Origin of the sequence: Paenibacillus sp. MCAF9, from assembly GCF_052114265.1 — a bacterium.
GTDB lineage: Bacteria > Bacillota > Bacilli > Paenibacillales > Paenibacillaceae > Pristimantibacillus.
Map to the genome: position 1 here is coordinate 20,515 of NZ_JBFREL010000022.1, position 19,554 is coordinate 40,068.

The following is a 19,554-nucleotide window of genomic DNA, read 5'->3' on the forward strand; positions in this document are numbered from 1 at the left end:
TTCATCCCTCACCTGTAATCAAGTTATCTTCGTTTGCTTGCTCAGAAGTCAGCAAAAGCTTAAATTCTGTCAACAGCTGTAAAGTTAAGCCTTGCCCATAAAGTGTCGGATAGATCGGAATCTGATTATAAGCGTCCACGGATGGCATAATAGGTGTTCCGCCCGAGACACCTGCAACTTCACCATTAGAATTAATTAGCGACAACACTTCCGATAGCGTTCGCTCAGCCGGCTCCAGAAATGAGGCGTCAAGCATACCTGTGTTGACCCCTCTAAGAAAACCGCATGCAATTCCAGCACTTGCCGAGGTTTCTTTATACGTATCCGTGCGATCCAGCACCGTATGCCACAGCCCGTCTGCAGCCTGACAAGAGCGTAGTGCAGCGGCAAGAGTGGAATATCGTTTGTTAAGCTCTGTTGGTATGGCTGCTAACCCGCTGATTTCACTTACAATCTCGGGTATGCTCATAACGATCCATGCATTGGCGCGAGCCCAACGAACCGCTGATAAATGGTTGCCTGCCTCACAGTTCCAGCCGTGAAATAACAATCCCGAATTCGAATCCTGCAGCAGCTGCAAGTGAAGCATGGTCTGCTCTAGTGCCTCTGTAGCCAACTGTTTATCACCCGTCGTTCTCGCCAGCCTAGCTAGAAATAAGACAGCCATAAATACCGTATCTGCCCAAACCTGTTCACGGAATTCTACCGCCTCCGTAACGGTGTGCTCGAAAGCCCGCTCGCGTGTGCGCGGCGCTTCATTCAGCATCCATTGTGAAATTTCCTGTGACTTGGCGAGCAGCCAAGCCTCTCCGGAGCGGCGATATAAGGAAGGAAATACGGCAAAAGGCGCCATTGCATTAATTACTTTCTGAGCATCGGCCTTATGCTTATTCTGCTCTACCCATTTTTCTACGTACTGGATCGCTTCTTCTTGCCCTGACTTCTCACCATAATCCAAAATTGAGATGATACCGACACCAGGAACCCAGTCCCACTGGTTCATATCCATGCCCCAATTCCCCTTATGATCATCGGTCATATAACTGTAGATCTTGCTCATTGCCTCTGCAATCTGCCCTGTCATATCAGTTCTCCTCAGTTAATTGATCAATGTCAATGATGCCAATCCATAAGTGCTGATCCTCATCTGCAAAAGTAAACGACACCTTTTTACTATCGGGACTGAACATGGGGTGGGGATGCCCAGGATGATCTCTCCATAGAGGCAGCTCGCACAGCAGCTTGGAGGTTCGCTTCTCCAAATTGATGAGGACGATTTTGCTTACCTTCATTCCCTCTTCAAACGTATCCGCAACGGCATAACGCCCATCTGGACTCGGCGCTACATGCCAGTACCTGTAGTCGCCATTGATAAGTTCATGATCTTTGCCCGTTTTTTCAACCCGATATACTCCTGTTGGTTTTAGCGGGCTTTGTGGATACTTGACGAAATACAGATACTCCCCATCTGCTGCCCACATCTCGTGCCCCACATATTCCACATGCTCACCTGTATCCAGCCGCTGCTGGCGAAAAATATTACGTATCTCACGCGTCGTTGTATCCGCAACGTAGATACGATCTGCAATATGGTCCGTCCTGCCCTCATGGGCAAAAAAAACAAGCTGATCATAACGAGGATTAATCATCGAATGATTCGCAATAGGGTAGGGCTCTTTAAACCCCGGTGCAGCAACAACAGAGACCTCACCTGTGAGGACCTCAACAATCCCGATTACCCATTCCTCGCCGCGTTTCCAGTAAGTCCCTATTTTCTTTCCGTCATTTGTGATGGAGAGTGGACCATACACCTCAGTCCCAGCCTCCATTCTGCATACGTTACGAGACAGCATCGTATGCAGATTAAACTCATAAATCGCAGATCCGACATAATAATAGAAATAATCATTTGACGATACAACGCCGCATCCCCAGCTGAGGTTTTCTATCAGTGTTTCAACCGCACCCGTCTCTATATCAAAAAGAACATAACGCCCTTTAAAGCTCGCATCTATATCTGTACAGACCATAATATTGCAGCTGTCTGCCATCCAGGTTTGTGCTGTAAAATAGTTTTGGCCGGTATCCGTACCAGGGTTCCCAACAGCCTGAATAGCGATATTCGTTAAAGGATCCTTCAATTTGCGAATGATCATGCTTCACCTTTCCTCTCCTCTATATTTCAAACCTCTCCATCTTGTTCTCTCCGCGCCCGCTCTCTGAATTCCGTAGGCGTTAGCCCTGTTATTTTCTTGAATAATCTCACAAAGCTATTCACATTTGTATAGCCTACACCCTCCGCAATATCGCGTATTTTCTCTTCTGTATCCTTCAGCAGCTGCTTGGCCTTGTTCATGCGCGTCTCCATCAAATAATCGATAAAATTGCATTCCTGCTGTTCTTTAAACAGCTTGCTGAGATGAGATACGCTCAAATGAAATTCGCTCGCGAGCAAATTAAGCGACAGGTCGCTGCGCATATAATGTTTTTGAATATAGAGCATCACATTGTCAATGACATCATTTCGTTCTCTGCTGCTTCGCTTTTCCTTAATTCGTTCGATGAAGCTCGAGAGTGATTGTATCGTAAAGGCCTCAAGATGGTGCAGCTGCTCATACTGGTTCAACATTTCAACCATGTACTGCTCCGGCAAAATCCCCTCGGGGTCAACGCCAATTTCAACAGTGGCTGTCGCGGCCTTCATCAGGCATTGTACAATCAGCTGCATAATCATTTCCGGCGGCACGACATGCTCGGTGAACGATTCGAACCATCTGTGTACTTGCAGCTTCATCTTGTCTGTATCTGACACCTTAACCGAAGCGACAATCCCATCTGTCATCGCAAATAATCGGTAAAATTGCGGGGATTGCTCACTGAACACATCCTCTTTCGTAATAATCGAATTGCTCCCCATTACGAGCTTATAGCTCAGCGCCTCAAGCGATTGCTTATAGGAGCGATGAATTTCGTTGACCGTTTCAACAATATCTCCGATGCCAATCGTAATCGTGCGGTTAAAATACTCCTGAGCGAAATCCTTCATTAAATCAGCTACTGCGACCGCCCGCATCATATGGCGCTGCGGATCATCTTGATCACCGAAGCTCATAATGACAGCGCATTTGCCAATGCTCACTTCCACTGCAATGCCGCGGCTCTCCGCATTCATCAGCTCCTCTGCTACATTGCAGAGCGCATAGGCATAAAGCTGCAAATCCCGCGGCGAAGCAATTTCATGCTTGTTGTCAAATTCAATGCTCATGACGACATAATGCTCTAGATACAAACTAATGCCAAGCATATCCATATAAGGCTGCAGCACTGCAATATTTTTGCGTTTCTCAGAAAGCAATTCAGTGAGCAGCTGCCATTTGATAAGCGGCTTGCTCTCAATCACCTGCTTATGCAGCTCTTCCCGATCTTGTAAAATATGCTGTACCGTCGATTCGAAATATTGAAATTCATCCGTATATTTCCGTGTTGTTCCTTCCTTCGGATGGATTGTCAAATGCCGAGTCATCGCCTGAATAAAACGATTAACTGGCTTGAAAATCCAGCGGCCTACCATCGCTGCCGATGCCGTCGCCACCACAAACAATACAATGGCAAGAATAAGCAGGCCATTGCGAATGGCATAAAGCGGCTTTAGAAACTGCGCTTCTGGCACTACCCGAACAATATTCCATCCCGTATAGTCTGACTTCACATAAAAAACGGAAGATGCTGTCCTTTCAACCTGCTCAGAAAAATGGCCGCTCGTTTCCGAGGCATTCAATATTTGGTTAATATACGGAAATTCACTAATGTCCTTGCCCAGCTTGCTCTGGTCTGCATGCAGCACCACGATGCCTTCACTATCCATAATAAAGGTCTGTCCTTTATCCATCGCAGCCGTATTGCGTATCAAGCCGTACAGCAGATCCTCCTTAATATTTACGGCGATCGCACCTTCCCGCGTACCTGACGAATGAATAAGCGGATAAGAGCGTACCAGCGTTACAACATTGCGGTATACCGGATATTGCGAATGATTAAGCTGTACCTTGCGAGTCGACATCCAATTGAAGTATCCATCATACTGCTGAAATTCTGGAATCCATGAAAAATCCAGCTTATAATCCTGTTCAGTCAATACATTTCCTGAAACGAGCCGCTGCGTGCCATAGGAATAAAGATCGATGGAAAAGAGATAATCAATACTATTAATCGCATTCGTAATTAGAGTGGATACGCGGAAAGCATTGTTCTTACTCTCCAAATCGGTCAGCTCATCATTGAAGAACCGTCCCACCTCAGACGTCTTCAGCAGCTGAATTGCCGATTTATCAATATGCTTAAGTGACAGCTCCAGCTTCTGATCCAGCTGTCCTAGCAGTTCCATGTTCGTACTGGTCAACTGCCGCTCCAGCTGTCGGTTGAATACGGAGTACGTCAAAAATGCAGAAGAAAAAACGAGGAAGAACAGCAGCATCGATAGTACTGCAACCGCTTTTACAAGCCGCCGATTTTGTACGAGCTTCATATCTGTTCCTCCTTCATTTTTGTCTTATCGCGCAAATGCTATCTAAAAGAATCTAGAAGCTGGCTTTATTGTCTTCATACCACTTCTGGGCAATCTCTTCTGCTTTTTCACCGCCAAGGCGTTTCCATTCCTTGCGAATCTGGTCCAGTGCCCATTGACCTGTATATTTGTCTCCTTGGGTTACGGCATTAGCACGTGTTTCCTTAATGAAGGTATCCAGTGTTGAACGGATTTCATTAATTTCATCAAAGCTTGGCTGATATGGAATATCGCGGCGGAACTCATTTTTCAACGCAATATCGAGCGATTCCATATCAAGCTTAGCAATGCGCTGTGACAAATCATCGCTGGCAGCTTGAACAAGCAAATTCTCAGCTTTAAAGCCGCTCTCGTCACGCAATACCGCGTATTCGCCTGCATAAATCACTTCTTTTGTAAATTTGTCTGGATCCAGACGCTTTGCAACGTCACCTGCCTTCTCATAGTGCACGCCTTCCTCACCATTCACGAGTGTGAACCAGCCCTTCTCCAAAATCCAGTCCAAATACTCCATCGCAGCCTTCGGGTTTTTCATATCCTTATTGAAAGCGACGTAAAATAGCGGCGATGCTTCTTGATACGTACCATATTTGCCATGCGAAGTAGCTACAGCCTCGAGTGGCTCTGGTTTTGCATCCGGCACATTGATGAGCAGATCCTTCGTCATAATATCCATATTGCCGCTTCCCCATTGCCCCATATAGATTCCAGCTTTACCTGTTGTCCACAACTGGGTTGCACGCTGATTGTTGCTATCCGTTAAATATTCACGATCAACAAGTCCCAAATCATACAGCTGCTTCTCCAGTTCAATCGTTTCACCAAAACGATCAAGGGTTGCACCATATACCATTTTCCCATCTTCCACATACCATTGATTGTTCATTGCCGCATATAGAGCAGAGTAAATATCGAATGTCGTATGACCGACTATTGGCGTGCTGTCTGGGTAGCGTTCTTTCATCGCTTTGGCTACAGCAACAAGCTCTTCCACTGTCGTCGGCCTCTCAAGCTTCAATTCGTCAAGCCAATCCTGTCTTATCCACATGCCATGGTTTACAATGCCGGTAATCGCACGTTTCGTCACTGCCGCATAAACTTCTCCATTGAAAGTAATATAGGGCAGCAAATCCGGATTTTCTTCCAAATATTTTTTGTAGGTCGTGCTGTATTTCTCAATATAATCACCGATCGGTTGAATAACTCCTTGGGTGACCAGCTTGCCAATATATGTCCTGTCATATTCCCACAGCAGGTCCGGCGCTTGTTTCGATGCAATCAATACGTTAAGCGCATCCTGTGCTTGGTTACGCGGTACAGGTACGATCGTTACATCAATACCCGATTCCTCGCGAATCCATTTTACCCAGCGATTTTCCTCATAGGTACCCTCATCGCTTGACACTGCTCCTCTATCAAACGTGGAAATGCTGACCTTCTTAGGCATCCCATCATAGGGGTCTTTCTCGCCTGTAGAGGACTCGTTGGCAGGTTTGTCAGTGGCCTTGTTTGTTGTACTCGTAGAGCTGCTGTTTTCCCCACTGTTGGAACACGCCGTTGCCAAGAGTGCCATGATCATAACCAGCATAAGCAACATTTTTCCTTTTTGTATTCTCCTCTGTTTCATACTTGACCTCCTACAAAATAATTTTTTTATATCAAAATGTGCATACTTGGCACCCTTGATATTCAGCTCATGCCGTACATTATCCTTTAATCGAACCAAGCAGCACGCCTTTAATAAAATGCTTTTGCAAAAATGGATACACACACAGAATCGGCACGATAGCAAACACGACTGCTGCAGCCCGAATGCCTTCCGGTGTAATCGAGATTTGCGACACACCTTCACCGCTTCCGCGCAGCAGTTCTGGACTTACCAAATCGATCATCTGGTACAGCTTCACCATCAATGACACTTTATCCGTACTTCGAATGTAAATTAAGACATTCATATAGGAGTTCCACCAGCCCACGGCATAGAACAATGTTAATGCAGCGATGACCGGTTTGGAGAGAGGCAGTATGATTCGCCATAAAATAGTGAAATCACCGGCACCGTCAATCGCAGCGGATTCTTCCATCTCGTCAGGCAGCCCTTCCAGAAACGACTTCATTACGAACATATTGTAAGCGCTTATAAGTGCTGGCAGCCAAAGTGCCCAATACGTATTGGTAAGTCCAATGCTATTGATAAGCAGAAAATTAGGAATCAATCCGCCGCTGAACAGCATCGTAAATAAAATAGCCATCAGCATGACATTTCTGCCTTTTAATCTTGCTTTAGAGAGCGGATAGGCAGCAATGATCGTAAAAATCATATTCAACGCGGTGCCGATGACCGTAATGATGATGGTGTTCTTCATCGCTACGATTAATTGGCCGTCTTTTAGCAGCTTTAGATAAGCTTCCACATTGAAATCAACAGGCCACATGAAAATTTCTGCCGCATTGATTGCCCTGCTGCTGCTGAATGATACAGCAATCACGTTAATAAACGGAAACAACGCCATGTAGGCAAGCAGCGCCAGCAAGATGTAGTTAAGCCAGCGAAATATGACCGAAAAAACGCTTTGTTTTCCAAGCTTCAGGTTGCATCACTCCTTTCATCCCTTACCACAATCCTCGTTCTCCCAGCGCCTTAATGATTCGGTTCACCGACACAATAAGAATGAGCGCAATCAGTGATTGGAATAAGCCTAATGCGGTTGTGTAACTGTACTGCAGGTTGACAATCCCCCTTGTGTACACGAAGGTACTGATAACCTCGGCCACACTCGTTACTGCCGGATTCCGCAGTGCATAGACCTGCTCGAAACCAACGTCCATCATTTTGCCTACTTGCAAAATAAGAAGAATCGCAATCGTACTGCGAATGCCTGGCAGTGTCACATGCCAGATCTGTCTTATTTTATTGGCGCCGTCAATTTTGGCCGCTTCATACAACGTTGGATCAATTGAGGCCATCGCAGCTAAATAAAGAATCGTCCCAAATCCAGCTTCTTTCCAAATGCCCGACACAATGAACGTCACCGGCCACCATAGCTTATCTGCCATAAAATAGATTGGCTCTATTCCAAATGCCTTCAATAAATAATTCACTATGCCTGTAGATGGCGATAACAGTGCAATAATGATGCTTCCGAGGACGATCCACGAAATAAAATGAGGAATGTACAGCAAGTTTTGCAATGTTCGTTTGTACCACTCCACCCGAACTTCATTGAGCATGATTGCTAGCAGAATCGGAGCAGGAAACGCAAAGAGCAAGCTGTACAGGTTAAGCAGCAGCGTATTTTTTAATACGATATAAAACTCGCGACTGGCAAACAACTTTTCAAACTGCTGGAACCCTACCCAAGAGCTTCCCCAAATCCCATCGGATAATCGATAATTTTTGAAAGCAATGATTTCCCCAGCCATCGGTGCATATTTAAATAGCAATAAATAGATGGCTACTGGCACTAGCAGCATATAAAGAAATCGATTGCGTTTTAATTCCTTCCGCATGGATCTTATCCATCTCGAGCCTGCTCCTGCTTTGGGCATTTTAGGCATGGGAGCTAGATCCGCTGACTGCGAATGTTGCTTCAAAGTAATCCCCCTTTCTTTTGGCATGTTATCATTCTGTTCAGCAACGCCTTGCCAACTTAACGTAACATGTACAGCTGAATGCGGAAATCTCCACTTTTTGTGCTGCTATTCCTTCACTCTGAAAGCGCACCTTCCATTTTTGTGATGCTATCCCTTTTTCATTATCTATCGGCTGAAATCCCTTTATTTACTTGAGATCTGGGATTTCGGAATACAAAGTCGAAGTTAGAGAGGCAAGCTTGTGAAGCGCTTGAAATTGTTGCCTACAAGGTTTTCATATGAACAACATCTCGCTAATAATAAAAAAAGATCACCCGTATTAGGTGATCTTTTTGTTTCAACTATAAACTTTGCCCACATTTTATGATTTGAAAAATTCGCTCGTATTTATTAATCCTTTTATATAGTCGATCACTTCATTAAGACTTACTCAAATGATTAATTATTATTAGAATGAACTGTGCTGCCTCTGCTCTCGTAGCATTAGATCTCGGATGGAACATATTATTCCCTTTTCCCTGCACGAGGCCCGCTTCATTTAGTGCTGCCACAGAAGGCATTGCCCAAATAGGTATGTCCTTGGCATCAGCAAACTCGACATTCATATTTGTATCCTTCTTGAGTCCGAGTGCCCTTGCGACTAGTACGGTCATCTCCGCACGCGTTATAGGCGCATTAGGAGCAAATAAATCGAGACTGATGCCAGAAACAAAGCCCGCTTTCACAGCGGCTTGCACGCTTGCTGCATACCATGCATCCTCTTTTACATCCTTAAACATCTGCTCATCCTGAGAGGCTTCGAGGTTTAAAGCACGAACTAAGAGAGAAACAAATTCCGCACGTGTCGTATTGCCTGAAGGCTTGAACATGGAATCATTCACACCGTTCACAATATGCTTTGCCGACAACACTTGAATCGTTCTTGAAGCCCAATGAGTAGTGAGCATATCGCTAAACGTCTTTTTGAATTCCAAAACTGCATATTTGCTCAAATGCTGAAGTTTAACTGTTAATGTTTTGGTACTGCTGTTTACCTTCCCACCTACATACTCCCAAACCTTAGTCAGCTCGTTATAGTAGTAAATCCCGAGAAGCTCCTCATCAACACCATTGGCATCATAGGGTAAAGTAATCTCTACACCGCCYTTTTCCCCTTTAACTTCGACCACGCTGCCGTCTGTCTTTTTTAACTTCATGCTAATTTCATATACCTGACCTGCAATCGTTATTTGTGCAGCTGCATTTTGGGAGGCAGTCCGAATGTCTCCCGATTCTGTCACTGGCTTAACCTCGACTTCAATTGCTGCCCCTGCCTCATTATTGATCTGTCCTTTCCAAGCAGTAAGCAGTTCTCGATCAACAGTAACAATTACCGAACCCGCCACTACGGATAAAGGATGATCTCCAATTTGCGCTAATGGAATCGATACGACAGATAGGTTATTGCCTAGCTTTACTATCGCTTTACCATTTTCTACTGACACTATGCTTCTAGCCGTATTTCCATTGCTTCCGCTAGAACCATTATTACCGCCATTACTGCTGTCTGTCGAAAAGTCTAATTGATCTAAATATTTGATTTGCCCTTTGGGTTCATTCCCATTAAAGCTCTGAATCCAATTCGGATCCGTAATAACCCAAAGCTTTCCATCCCTAATTCCCCAAGCCTTGCCATCCGCCGAACTATAAAGCACCTGTGTCGTACTTGTCGCATTTGGATTAAGTACCTGTACCGTTGTTCCATTCTCCAATACCGTAAATTCATTCGTAAAATAGGCATCAATCTCTGGCAACGCTCCTAGGTTTTTGCGGTAGCCCATATAGACGGTATTTCGTTTGCCAGCCTTTAAGCTTCCCTGTGCCAAAAGAGCTTCGCCGTAGAGCGTTGTCGCTGGATCGTCCTCCAAGCTGACGACTAAGACATTCGTAGCTGTATTGGGATCAAAAGTAGGCACAACCCATTTATTATCGAAGGTTTGAAGCGTGGCTCCGCCCCGATAATCATTACCTGGGAGCACGACATTCCGTCTATTCAGCATCCACCATGTCTCTCCAGCAGGATATACGTAATAAACTTCTGGTAGATAAGTTTCAATATGTGCTAGAGAATCAGGAGCTAGAATCGCATCCTTGTATTCTTTGAGCCAATCGAACTGGATCGGTTTCGCTGTATAATAAGCGTAAGATTCTTGGCATGATGTAAAGTAATCGCAATTAAAGAGAAAATCATAGATGCCTTTGCTCCCTGCCTCCAATACCGAATCAAAATGATTAAACATCGTTTCTTTGTCCGGATAGCCCTTCTCGCCGGATTGATATTTACGTTCCATATTTTCGTCCAGCTGCGTTTCCGTCGTTAAAAACCATAAGGTTTGTGCCGATTGTTCGATTAGCGAAAAGGTATACCCGGATCGTTCTCTCACCAAGTATTCCGTATCGCCGTAAATTTCTCCCCCAACGCCCGCGAACCCTCCAGTCTGCTTGTCATTAATAAAGTATTTCCTTGTGGTTCCAGCGTGTTTGAACACGACGGGCACGTCAACGACACTATTTATCGCATCTGCAAATTTCATTAAATAATCGTTATATGAGCCCTCTCTGAAATCGACAAAATCATCCCATAAAATGCCGTGATAAGCATCCGCCGCATACGTGGAACCCGGGTTACCCTTGTCAACTAAATACAATTGGTTGTTCCACACAGCCGATCCTTCTCCCCGAACTATGGGCACTAAACGCGCCGCCGTTTCATAAGATTCAATGGGACTGCTCATTTTCCAAGCCTCATTTAGAGCATCCAATGTGGCGTATTTCTGCTTTAACCAATCCACAAATTGAGCACTGTATATGGGAGAGTCGAACAGGTAACCCTCGTCGCTGTTGTATATTCCTGATTCGTTCGTAACAGGATCAACAAACAGTCTAAAATTGGGGCCCAAGGTCACCTTGCCAAGCGTGTCTACCATACTATTAATAATTGAATCTCCAGCATCCCAGATGTTCCTCAAAGTATGGCCAGAATACTTAACCTTAGGGGTAAAATAAACCGTATAGGACGTACTATTCGCACTCGGAAGAACAACATCTGCGTAAAGCTCAAGTGTAGTGGAACCCACCTTCCGAATATTCTCTTCACCGGATTGAATAACTTCACCCGTAGCCGGATTCATGACCACATACAGCGCTGATATAGCATCCTCATAGCCTGAGATTTGAGATGTTGGTACCGTTAAGGTCACTTCTCCGCTGTTCACGATATTCTCTTTCTTTAATACACCCGCTCCTTCATACGCTCTTGGCATATAAGCGGAAAGGGTCAACCCTTGGGCTCCTTGAACTTGCAGGCCGTAAGTAAAGCCTTCCTGGTCTAAGTAATCCAGCATTTTCTGCCATGCCCATGCCGGAACCTCCATGACAGCCGTATTGATATACATATCCATTGCGCCATGTGCCTTCATATATTGCAGCACTTCTACATCCTTATCCCAGTTGACTTTATTGGCTGCAGCATCTGTTTTGGAGTAAAAGAGCAAATAATCCGAAGTAAACATACCGCCGATCGGCACGAACGGTTTGCCATCCCAAATCATCGTATGCGATTGGTTAGCATACCAGAAATGAGATTGCCCCAGCTTTCCATCGGTAAAAGTACCGTGCGTTAAGGGCTTGTAATTCGTATTGGACGCAGCGACGTTTACTTCAACTTGTCCTGCTGTCACCTGCTCTGCTTTCAATTTGTGGAGGCCCCATTCCACGGTATAGCTGTCAGCAGGCATTCCTTCCGGCAACTTAAAGCTAAACTGTTCCTTTGCTTCAACATTAGCTTGGAGCCCGGAAGTATTCACAGCAGCAAGCTCGGCAACATACCAAAGGACATCGCCTTTATAAAAGCTTAGATATGCTGTCGTATCGAAATCTATGGCTTGATTCAGTCGATAAGCAACAGCCCCGGAAAATGATCTAGCACTTGTCTGGGTCGGCTGCAGCTGCAAGTTAGTGATCGTTGCTCCTAACACAGGTACAGCAGTGTTCGCATCTTCTTGTTCGATATTCAAATTGCCTACTTTAAGCGATTTCTCTCCATCAGCTGCATTAGTATAATGACTATCCACAATACCGGTACGGATTTCATTTTTTCCTTTTGGAGCATTAAACGGGACCGTTAACTGAATCGTTTCCGTATGCTCCTCACCAGCCGCCCAAGCTGTTTTATTAAACTCCTTAACCGCCCGGGTTACGACTTCTCCCTCATAAACTAATTCAACGAAGAAGCTTAAGGTTGCATTGACTCGCGCTATGGCTTTGTTCGTGACTGTAACTTTTACTTGCTCTTCATGATTCGCCAACGTTTTATCTAGCGTACCTGTTACGTATTCATATTTAACGGCTGCCTTATCAAAAGGTTTAGTTAAACCATTTGGCTGCCATTCCCAACCGACTGGTACGACGGCGATTGCATCGATGCCTTGATTGTACAAACCATCACTTGCTCCTTGCCTTGGCGTATTGGTTAAAAACGCTAGGTTATGCTGTCCTTTGCTCAGCTCTGCGCTGCTTAATTTATGCCAGTAAAAGGGCATACCTTCAGCCACAAATATGGAACCCTCCGTCATAACAGGCGGGGTTGCATTGGAACCTTCGTCCAGCTTCCAGCTCCAAGGGGACATCCAAATGCTTATGCCGGTTGCTAGCACCCAGATGTCGTAGCTTCCTGTTTGAGGTATATCCACTTGATACTCCGCAGTTGCCGCGGTAGCTGGCGTATTGGTTTGCAGTAAGAGATAGGTACCACCGCTTGCCAGTGAATCAGCCGTTCCATGATAACCTCCCTGTACTGAATCAGCATTTTCTCCTTCTGTCCATGAGTAACCTTCTTCCACTGGCTGTTCAGGTATAACGGGAGCTGCCGGTTTATTCAAACCATTCGGCTGCCATTCCCAGTCATCAGGTACGATGGCAATGGCATCGATCCCTTGATTATATAAACTATCGTTTGCCCCTTGCCGAGGAGTGTTCGTTAAAAATACTAGATTATGCTGTCCTTGAGTCAGCTCGGTACTATCTAGTTTATGCCAATAAAAGGGCATGCCCTCTGAAACGAAGATCGCCCCTTCCGTAACTACGGGAGGTGCATTATACGAGCCCTCGTCCAGCTTCCAGCTATACGCAGACATCCAAAGACTCATGCCGGTCGCCAGCACCCATATATCGTAGTTTCCTGTTTCAGGGATATCTACTTCATACTCTGCAGTCGCAGATGTGCCTGGCGTATTCGTATGCAAGGCGAGGAACTTTCCTCCGCTTGCTTGCGATTCATCGTTCCGATAATATCCCCCTGGAGAAACAGATAAATAGTCTTCCCCTTCTGTCCACAAGTAAGCATCTGCCTCTGAGGTACCATCCCTTAAAGTGTTCTCGTCAGATGCTGCCCCATTCGATATAACCGGTAAGCTTGAAAATAATAAGAGGAAGACAATCGTCCATGTCATCCCCTTCTTTAAAGCTTTAAACCTCTTGCTCCTCATGATTAAAACCCCTCTCCTTTTATTAAAGCGCTTACATTAATGATGATATGATGTCGACTCAATATGGTAAATGGAGTATTCGAAAGTCGCAGGGGGAATATTTCACATTCGGACCGCTTGGCAGAACCACTCCATTGCTCTATCGTTTATGTCCAGTTCATGAGCTCCATCAAATACTTCTCTCGACAATCGGTGCATGATATTCAACTGCCCATAAAGCTCAGCTAGTTTGTCCAGCTCTTTACGCGCATGCGCATAGTGGAACAGCTCATCCTTTTTGCCCACCTCAATATGCAGAAATCGCGGACAAATTAATCCAGCTACTTCTGCGTCTAGAAACGTATTGCCAGCATTAAACCAGGTAAAATCAGACCAATCATACTTAAAGCGATCGTTGAAAAAACAGGATGAGTACACTGCCTTAATACGAGTATCCGCTGCTGCTGTAAAGAGGGTATAAAACCCGCCATAAGATAAACCGATCATACCGACTTGGTCAGCGGCGATATCATCCCGTGATAATAAATAATCAAGGCTCCGCTGAATTTTATAAATTTCCACCGCAGCAATCGAGCTGCCTACCTGCTTTAATTGTCTATCGATAGACAGTCTGTCATACGGAGAACCATATTCCCCTTCCTTCCAGAGCAGAAGCTGTGGCGCAAATACAGCGATGCTCCTTTGGAGTACTCTCCGCGTCATATCATGATAATTCGTAGGACCATAGAAACCGGAACATAACTCCGGCGTACCTGCTCCTCCATGCTGTGAGATCACGAGAGGAAACGGCCCCTCCGACAGCGGCAAGAATAACAGGCCATACGTCGTCAGACCATATCCCCCTTCAACGATAACCCTATAAATTTTGCTTAAACGATCCTGGGCAACAAATTCAACCCGAGCATTAGGTATGGATGAATCGAGTGCGGGATCACTCAGCGGCCACCCTAGCATCGCTTTGAATTTCTCTCGATAGAGTTCTAGCTCCGCTTCATATGCATCTATCGATGAGGTGTCCGGACGGAAGAACTCCGCCCGATTCTGATCCCCGGCTGCACGCATACGCTCGATGAAGAGCTCGTATTCAAGCTTTTGTTCCTCACGATACCGGTTGCCGATATTTGGAGCTTCTACATATAAGTCGTCCATAGAATCACTCACCCCAGTTCAAAACCACACCCAAACAGGGTTGATTTTTATCCAGGATGAGATTCCATGCTTCTACTGCTTGATCCGCCGGAAACTGATGCGTAATGAGTGTTTCTGTCTGCAGCCAGCCCTCTTCTATCCCGCGAATCGTCTCATTCATTCTTTGATTATCCCAGCCCGAGGGATTGTGAAGAGTAACTTCCTTCTCCCGTAGAGATTGGATATCAATTCTGCCATCCGTCCCTAGGAACCCCGCTGAAACCAGATGTCCGTTATGACGCAGGTAGGGAAGACATTGGTAGACCGCCGTGAGCGAGCCTACCGTATCAACAATAATGGAGAGATCGGGATACAGCGAAGCAAGCTGCTCGCTTACATCGTTCTTGGAAGTGTTCATCGCGACTGCTTCATCCGGAAGAAGCGCTAACCGATCCTCATGTCGACCCAGCACGGTAACCTTTGCCCCCCTGTGGATTAAGGTTTGAGCTGCCCATTGGCCGACAAGACCGTCGCCAATGACGATAGCCTGATCCCCTTCCTTCACCGGTGGTCGAGAGCCGCAATTATAGCCAACTTGCGTAAGCACAAGTCCCGCAAACGCCACAGCTCTCATCCCGTCTGGAATTTTCCATACTTGGGTAACATCCGTTACTGCTGGGCTGACATGGCCTCCCTCGTTGAATGCCATCCCCTTTACTTTGCTTACCGTGGCAAATACGCGCTCACCTGCTTGAAAGCCCTCCACCTGATCACCCAACGCTCTAATTTTACCGACCTTTTGATAGCCGTTGATCTGTGGAAAAGGCAAAGTATCACCTTCTATGTAAGGGACTTCTCCCGCAATTCGTTCGCCCTTAAGGAAGGAAGATTCCGTTCCAATACTAATCCAAGAATGCTCCACGTCGATGACGATATCACGACTCTCTAGCTCAGGAACGGTTACCTCTTGATATTCAACCTTGCCTTTATCAACGAATACAACACCATAGCCTTTCATTGCCAGATCCCCTCCGCCTTGTATATTGGACTTAAATATCGAAATCGGTTTGCGGATAAAAATATACCTTAATCGCTTCCTGCTTATTTAATAAATCAACGGCTTCTTGATACCGATCAAACGTACAATGATGAGTTTGCAGACATTCCATGTTTAATTTCTTATTCCCCACCAGGTCGATCAGCAGCTCATGATCCCTTGGACCAACATTGCGGTATTTATAAGATTCCAGCTTCATTCCCTTGTACCACAGACGCTCCGGATACTTCACTTCTCCGCGAAGAACGCCAAATATAACGATATGTTCATCTACGTACTCAATCAGATTTTGCACAGAAGCGGCCGCCCCGACACAATCGTAGCCTAAATCGAATTGCTGACCCTGCAGCTCATCGACAAGGCAAGTCTCGCCAAGCCCAAGCTCACGAACCTGCCGTACTCGCGTTTCATTAATATCTACTCCGATAACACGTGAAGCCCCCCATAGGTGCGCCACCTGAATGGCCAGCATTCCCGCAGGTCCAAGACCGGACACGACGATAGATTTGCCCCGCAGATCGCCAAATTGCATGATTCCAATTACTACACATTTCAATAGTTCAAGCGATACTGCTTGTTTATCAGAGATGTGATCTGGCAGTTTGATGAGCTCCTCTTCACGGAAGCATAAATACTGCGCATAAGCCCCATTACCATCCAAATGCTCAAGGGCAGCCACACGGTCCCCCACATTCAGCGTACGCACGCTTTTTCCCACCGATTTGACTACACCAGCCAGCTCATGTCCTGGAAACCCCGGGGGTAATGGGTAATCGGGAGATTCATTATAATTAAACATATTGCGGCCAGCCATCATATTCATATCCCAGCGCGGACAAGTCGACACCATCGTTATTTCGACTAATACCTGATCATCATGGGGCTGCGGAATATCATGGTCTAAAATGGTATACGTATTCGCTCCTGTAATTTGCAAAGCTTTCATAGGACAGCATCACCCTTCAATTAGATGTAAAAATGCTTGATAATAAAGCCAATGGCCATAATCATTTGGATGGTTAATATTATTGAGAAGAAGGCTCTCCGGCGTTTTTCCTGCTAGTAGTTCTCTTTTCCATATCTCATTCACATCGGCAACGCCGATATCATATTCCTTCCCCAAACGACGAAGAACTTCAGCGTAACCATCCATCAGCCCACTCGTATATTTCCACAATGGATTTGGCTCGCAAGGCGTAACAAGCACAATATCTGTTTCACAGCTCCGCATCGTAGATTCTATAATCGTTCGAATATTACTCTCGTAAATAGCATAAGGTACTGCCACTTCTCCCTCGAATAGATTCTGATCATTCATCCCGTAGCCTATCGTTAGAAGATCGGGTTGATTAGACACAATATCCTGCTCTATGCGGGCTGCGCCTCCCGTGCTTGTTTCTCCTCCTATTGCTTTATTAACAACACGAAGGTTTCCATCCGAGCTTATAGCAGATAGCCGATGCGCAAAACGTTGATAAAAAGTATAGCTATCCTCACTTGCCTCTCCGCCTTCGCTAATGCTGTCACCAAAAACCACATAAACCGCTTCTTGTCCGGCATTAAGCTTTTTCATCGTGTTTTTTAATAAACGACTAGCCGCTATGCCCACTCTAACATTAAAATGATGTTGCTCCCGCTCATATTCGTAGTCTATAAACACAGTGAAACTGTGATTGCTGTATTCCTCAAACAAATGATGATCAAAGTTCGGCTTCTGAAAAAATACATGGTCAGCCCAATCCCGTATACTGCTTGCGACCGTTCTTGCAATCAGCCCAGTTTCATAATCAACAATAAAATCCTTTCCTTCTTTATAACTAACCGACTCCACATGCTCGGAATTCGTATGTGTTCTTAAGCTCAAGCTTCCTTTGACGATCGGGTGGAATCGCAGCTGCTGCTGTTCTTGCCCCACAAACACGAGTGACTCCGCTGTTTGTTTCACGTTATGCACTGACATTTAGCAAACCTCACCCTCCCATTTAACTTTTCACTGCCCCTGCCGTTAAGCCTTCAACGATGTACTTTTGCAAGAATAGATACAATAGAATGACCGGCACGGATACCATAACCAAGTCAGCAAAAACCAGATTCCAATCCGAGGAATGCTGACCAAAGAAAAAGTATACGGTCAAGCTTAAGGTGAAGCGGCTCGCCGTATTTAAGAAATAAAACGGGGTAGTGAAGTCATTCCATACCGACATAAATGCAATAATTAGGACGCTGGCGCTTACCGGCTTCAGCAATGGGAAAATAATCTTCCAAAACAAGCCGTAAGGGCTAACTCCGTCAATCATTGCGGCTTCATCCAATTCTCTTGGAATGCTATGAAAAAAACCGATGTATACGTAGGTTAGAAAAGCATAATTCCCAGCAATATAAAGCAAAATCACGCCTAAATAAGTACGAACCAGATGCAAATCAAACATCAGCATATACGTCGTAATAATGGAGGAAGGCAATATTAAGCCGGCAATAATAACCGTTTGCAGCAGCCTGCTCACCCGGTTATCTCTCCGTTGAATGAAATAAGCGGACAGTGAACAGAAAATAACGATAAAGAATACACTAATGACAGTTAAAATCGTTGTATTCCATAATGCCTGAGGAATCTTGGCATTTACGAACACATCTGAATAGTTATGCCATAGGTTCCATTTCGTCGGGAAGGATAATCCTAAATCTGAAGCCTCCGCCTGTGTTTTGAAGGAGTTCACAACGACCAAGTAGATAGGAATGGCGATAATACAGCTAATGAACACAGATAGAGCTTCCCATAATGTTTTACGCAATACTCGCATTCCACTCACCCTCTGTTGTCTTTATTTAGATATTTGTTCGTTATGGATACAAGGACGAGAATGATCACAAACAATAACAAGCTAGCGGCAGTCGCTTCCCCATTTCTTCCTTGCGAGAAACTTTTGTAGATCATTGTGTTAATTACGCTAGAAGCATTCCCTGGACCGCCTCCAGTAAGCGCATAAACGATATCGAATACTTTTAATCCGCCAATGAGCGAAATAATAATGTTGGTATTCACAACGGGGAGAATCATCGGGAATATAATATGCCTCTTCTGCTCCCAATTTGTTGCTCCGTCAATCTTGGCGGCTTCAATCATCTCTTTCGGAATGGTCTGAAGTGCTGCCAGAAACAAGATGACCGTTAATCCCGTCCACTTCCATATTTCAACAAAGGAGATGGAATACATCACGATATGGCTATTTGTAAGCCATTGTTGGGTTAGAAAACCAAGCTGAAGTTTCTCCAATAACACATTGATAAATCCGCGGCTTGGATGATATAGGGCTGTAAATGCCAGTGATACAGCAATCGGGCTTAAGATAACGGGAAAGAAAAGGGCAGAGCGCAAGAAATTTGTCGTTTTCAGCTTTTGATTCACAAAGTTAGCTAATATAAATCCAAGTCCGACTTTACCGACTGTGGTGACCACTGTGAATATAAACGTATTTTTGAATGCAATGGAACTGCTCGAATCATCAAATAGGGAAATGAAATTTTCAAACCCTACGAGCCGCGTGTAATGAAAGGTCGCGTCTAAATTGGTGAAGGCATAAAAAAAATTTGAAATGGCTGGCCACACGAAAAAGATTAAAAAGATACAGAGACCTGGAGCTAGCATAGAGTACCTGTAGTAATGACGCTTCAGCATTTAGTTGCCC

At 45.1% G+C, this 19,554-nt stretch carries 13 protein-coding genes; all 13 read right to left on the reverse strand.

The genetic code is table 11. The annotated features are described in order from the left end of the window. Position 1: 1 nt before the first annotated feature. A complete protein-coding gene (locus tag AB4Z45_RS24260; protein WP_441912174.1) occupies positions 2 to 1,084 on the reverse strand; it encodes a glycoside hydrolase family 88/105 protein in 1,083 nt (360 codons plus the stop codon). 1 nt (position 1,085) lies between these two features. After that, a complete protein-coding gene (locus AB4Z45_RS24265; RefSeq protein ID WP_441912176.1) occupies positions 1,086 to 2,156 on the reverse strand; it encodes a TolB family protein in 1,071 nt (356 codons plus the stop codon). Positions 2,157 to 2,182: 26 nt separating this feature from the next. Further along, a complete protein-coding gene (locus tag AB4Z45_RS24270; RefSeq protein ID WP_441912177.1) occupies positions 2,183 to 4,525 on the reverse strand; it encodes a helix-turn-helix domain-containing protein in 2,343 nt (780 codons plus the stop codon). A gap of 52 nt (positions 4,526 to 4,577) precedes the next feature. Further along, the gene (locus AB4Z45_RS24275; protein WP_441912178.1) at positions 4,578 to 6,191 is read right to left on the reverse strand and encodes an extracellular solute-binding protein; all 1,614 of its coding nucleotides are present in this window, start codon (positions 6,189 to 6,191) and stop codon (positions 4,578 to 4,580) included. 79 nt (positions 6,192 to 6,270) lie between these two features. Then, complete coding sequence (locus AB4Z45_RS24280; protein ID WP_083681751.1) at positions 6,271 to 7,077, reverse strand: carbohydrate ABC transporter permease; 807 nt, start codon at positions 7,075 to 7,077, stop codon at positions 6,271 to 6,273. A gap of 100 nt (positions 7,078 to 7,177) precedes the next feature. Next, on the reverse strand, positions 7,178 to 8,158 hold the full coding sequence (locus AB4Z45_RS24285) for an ABC transporter permease (RefSeq protein WP_441912179.1): 981 nt from the start codon (positions 8,156 to 8,158) through the stop codon (positions 7,178 to 7,180). A 419-nt stretch (positions 8,159 to 8,577) separates the two neighbouring features. Beyond that, positions 8,578 to 13,683, reverse strand: a complete 5,106-nt coding sequence (locus tag AB4Z45_RS24290; protein WP_441912181.1) for an S-layer homology domain-containing protein — start codon at positions 13,681 to 13,683, stop codon at positions 8,578 to 8,580. Positions 13,684 to 13,785: 102 nt separating this feature from the next. Then, positions 13,786 to 14,832 (reverse strand): dienelactone hydrolase family protein, encoded by a 1,047-nt coding sequence (locus tag AB4Z45_RS24295; RefSeq protein WP_441912183.1) that lies wholly within the window; start codon positions 14,830 to 14,832, stop codon positions 13,786 to 13,788. Between the two features lie 4 nt (positions 14,833 to 14,836). Continuing rightward, positions 14,837 to 15,829 (reverse strand): zinc-binding dehydrogenase, encoded by a 993-nt coding sequence (locus AB4Z45_RS24300; RefSeq protein ID WP_441912185.1) that lies wholly within the window; start codon positions 15,827 to 15,829, stop codon positions 14,837 to 14,839. Positions 15,830 to 15,860: 31 nt separating this feature from the next. Then, positions 15,861 to 16,814 (reverse strand): zinc-dependent alcohol dehydrogenase, encoded by a 954-nt coding sequence (locus AB4Z45_RS24305; protein ID WP_441912187.1) that lies wholly within the window; start codon positions 16,812 to 16,814, stop codon positions 15,861 to 15,863. Between the two features lie 9 nt (positions 16,815 to 16,823). Then, positions 16,824 to 17,828, reverse strand: a complete 1,005-nt coding sequence (locus tag AB4Z45_RS24310) for an SGNH/GDSL hydrolase family protein (protein ID WP_441912189.1) — start codon at positions 17,826 to 17,828, stop codon at positions 16,824 to 16,826. Between the two features lie 22 nt (positions 17,829 to 17,850). Continuing rightward, positions 17,851 to 18,669 (reverse strand): carbohydrate ABC transporter permease, encoded by an 819-nt coding sequence (locus AB4Z45_RS24315; protein WP_076267100.1) that lies wholly within the window; start codon positions 18,667 to 18,669, stop codon positions 17,851 to 17,853. Between the two features lie 5 nt (positions 18,670 to 18,674). Further along, complete coding sequence (locus tag AB4Z45_RS24320; protein WP_076267101.1) at positions 18,675 to 19,544, reverse strand: carbohydrate ABC transporter permease; 870 nt, start codon at positions 19,542 to 19,544, stop codon at positions 18,675 to 18,677. Between the last annotated feature and the right edge of the window lie 10 nt (positions 19,545 to 19,554).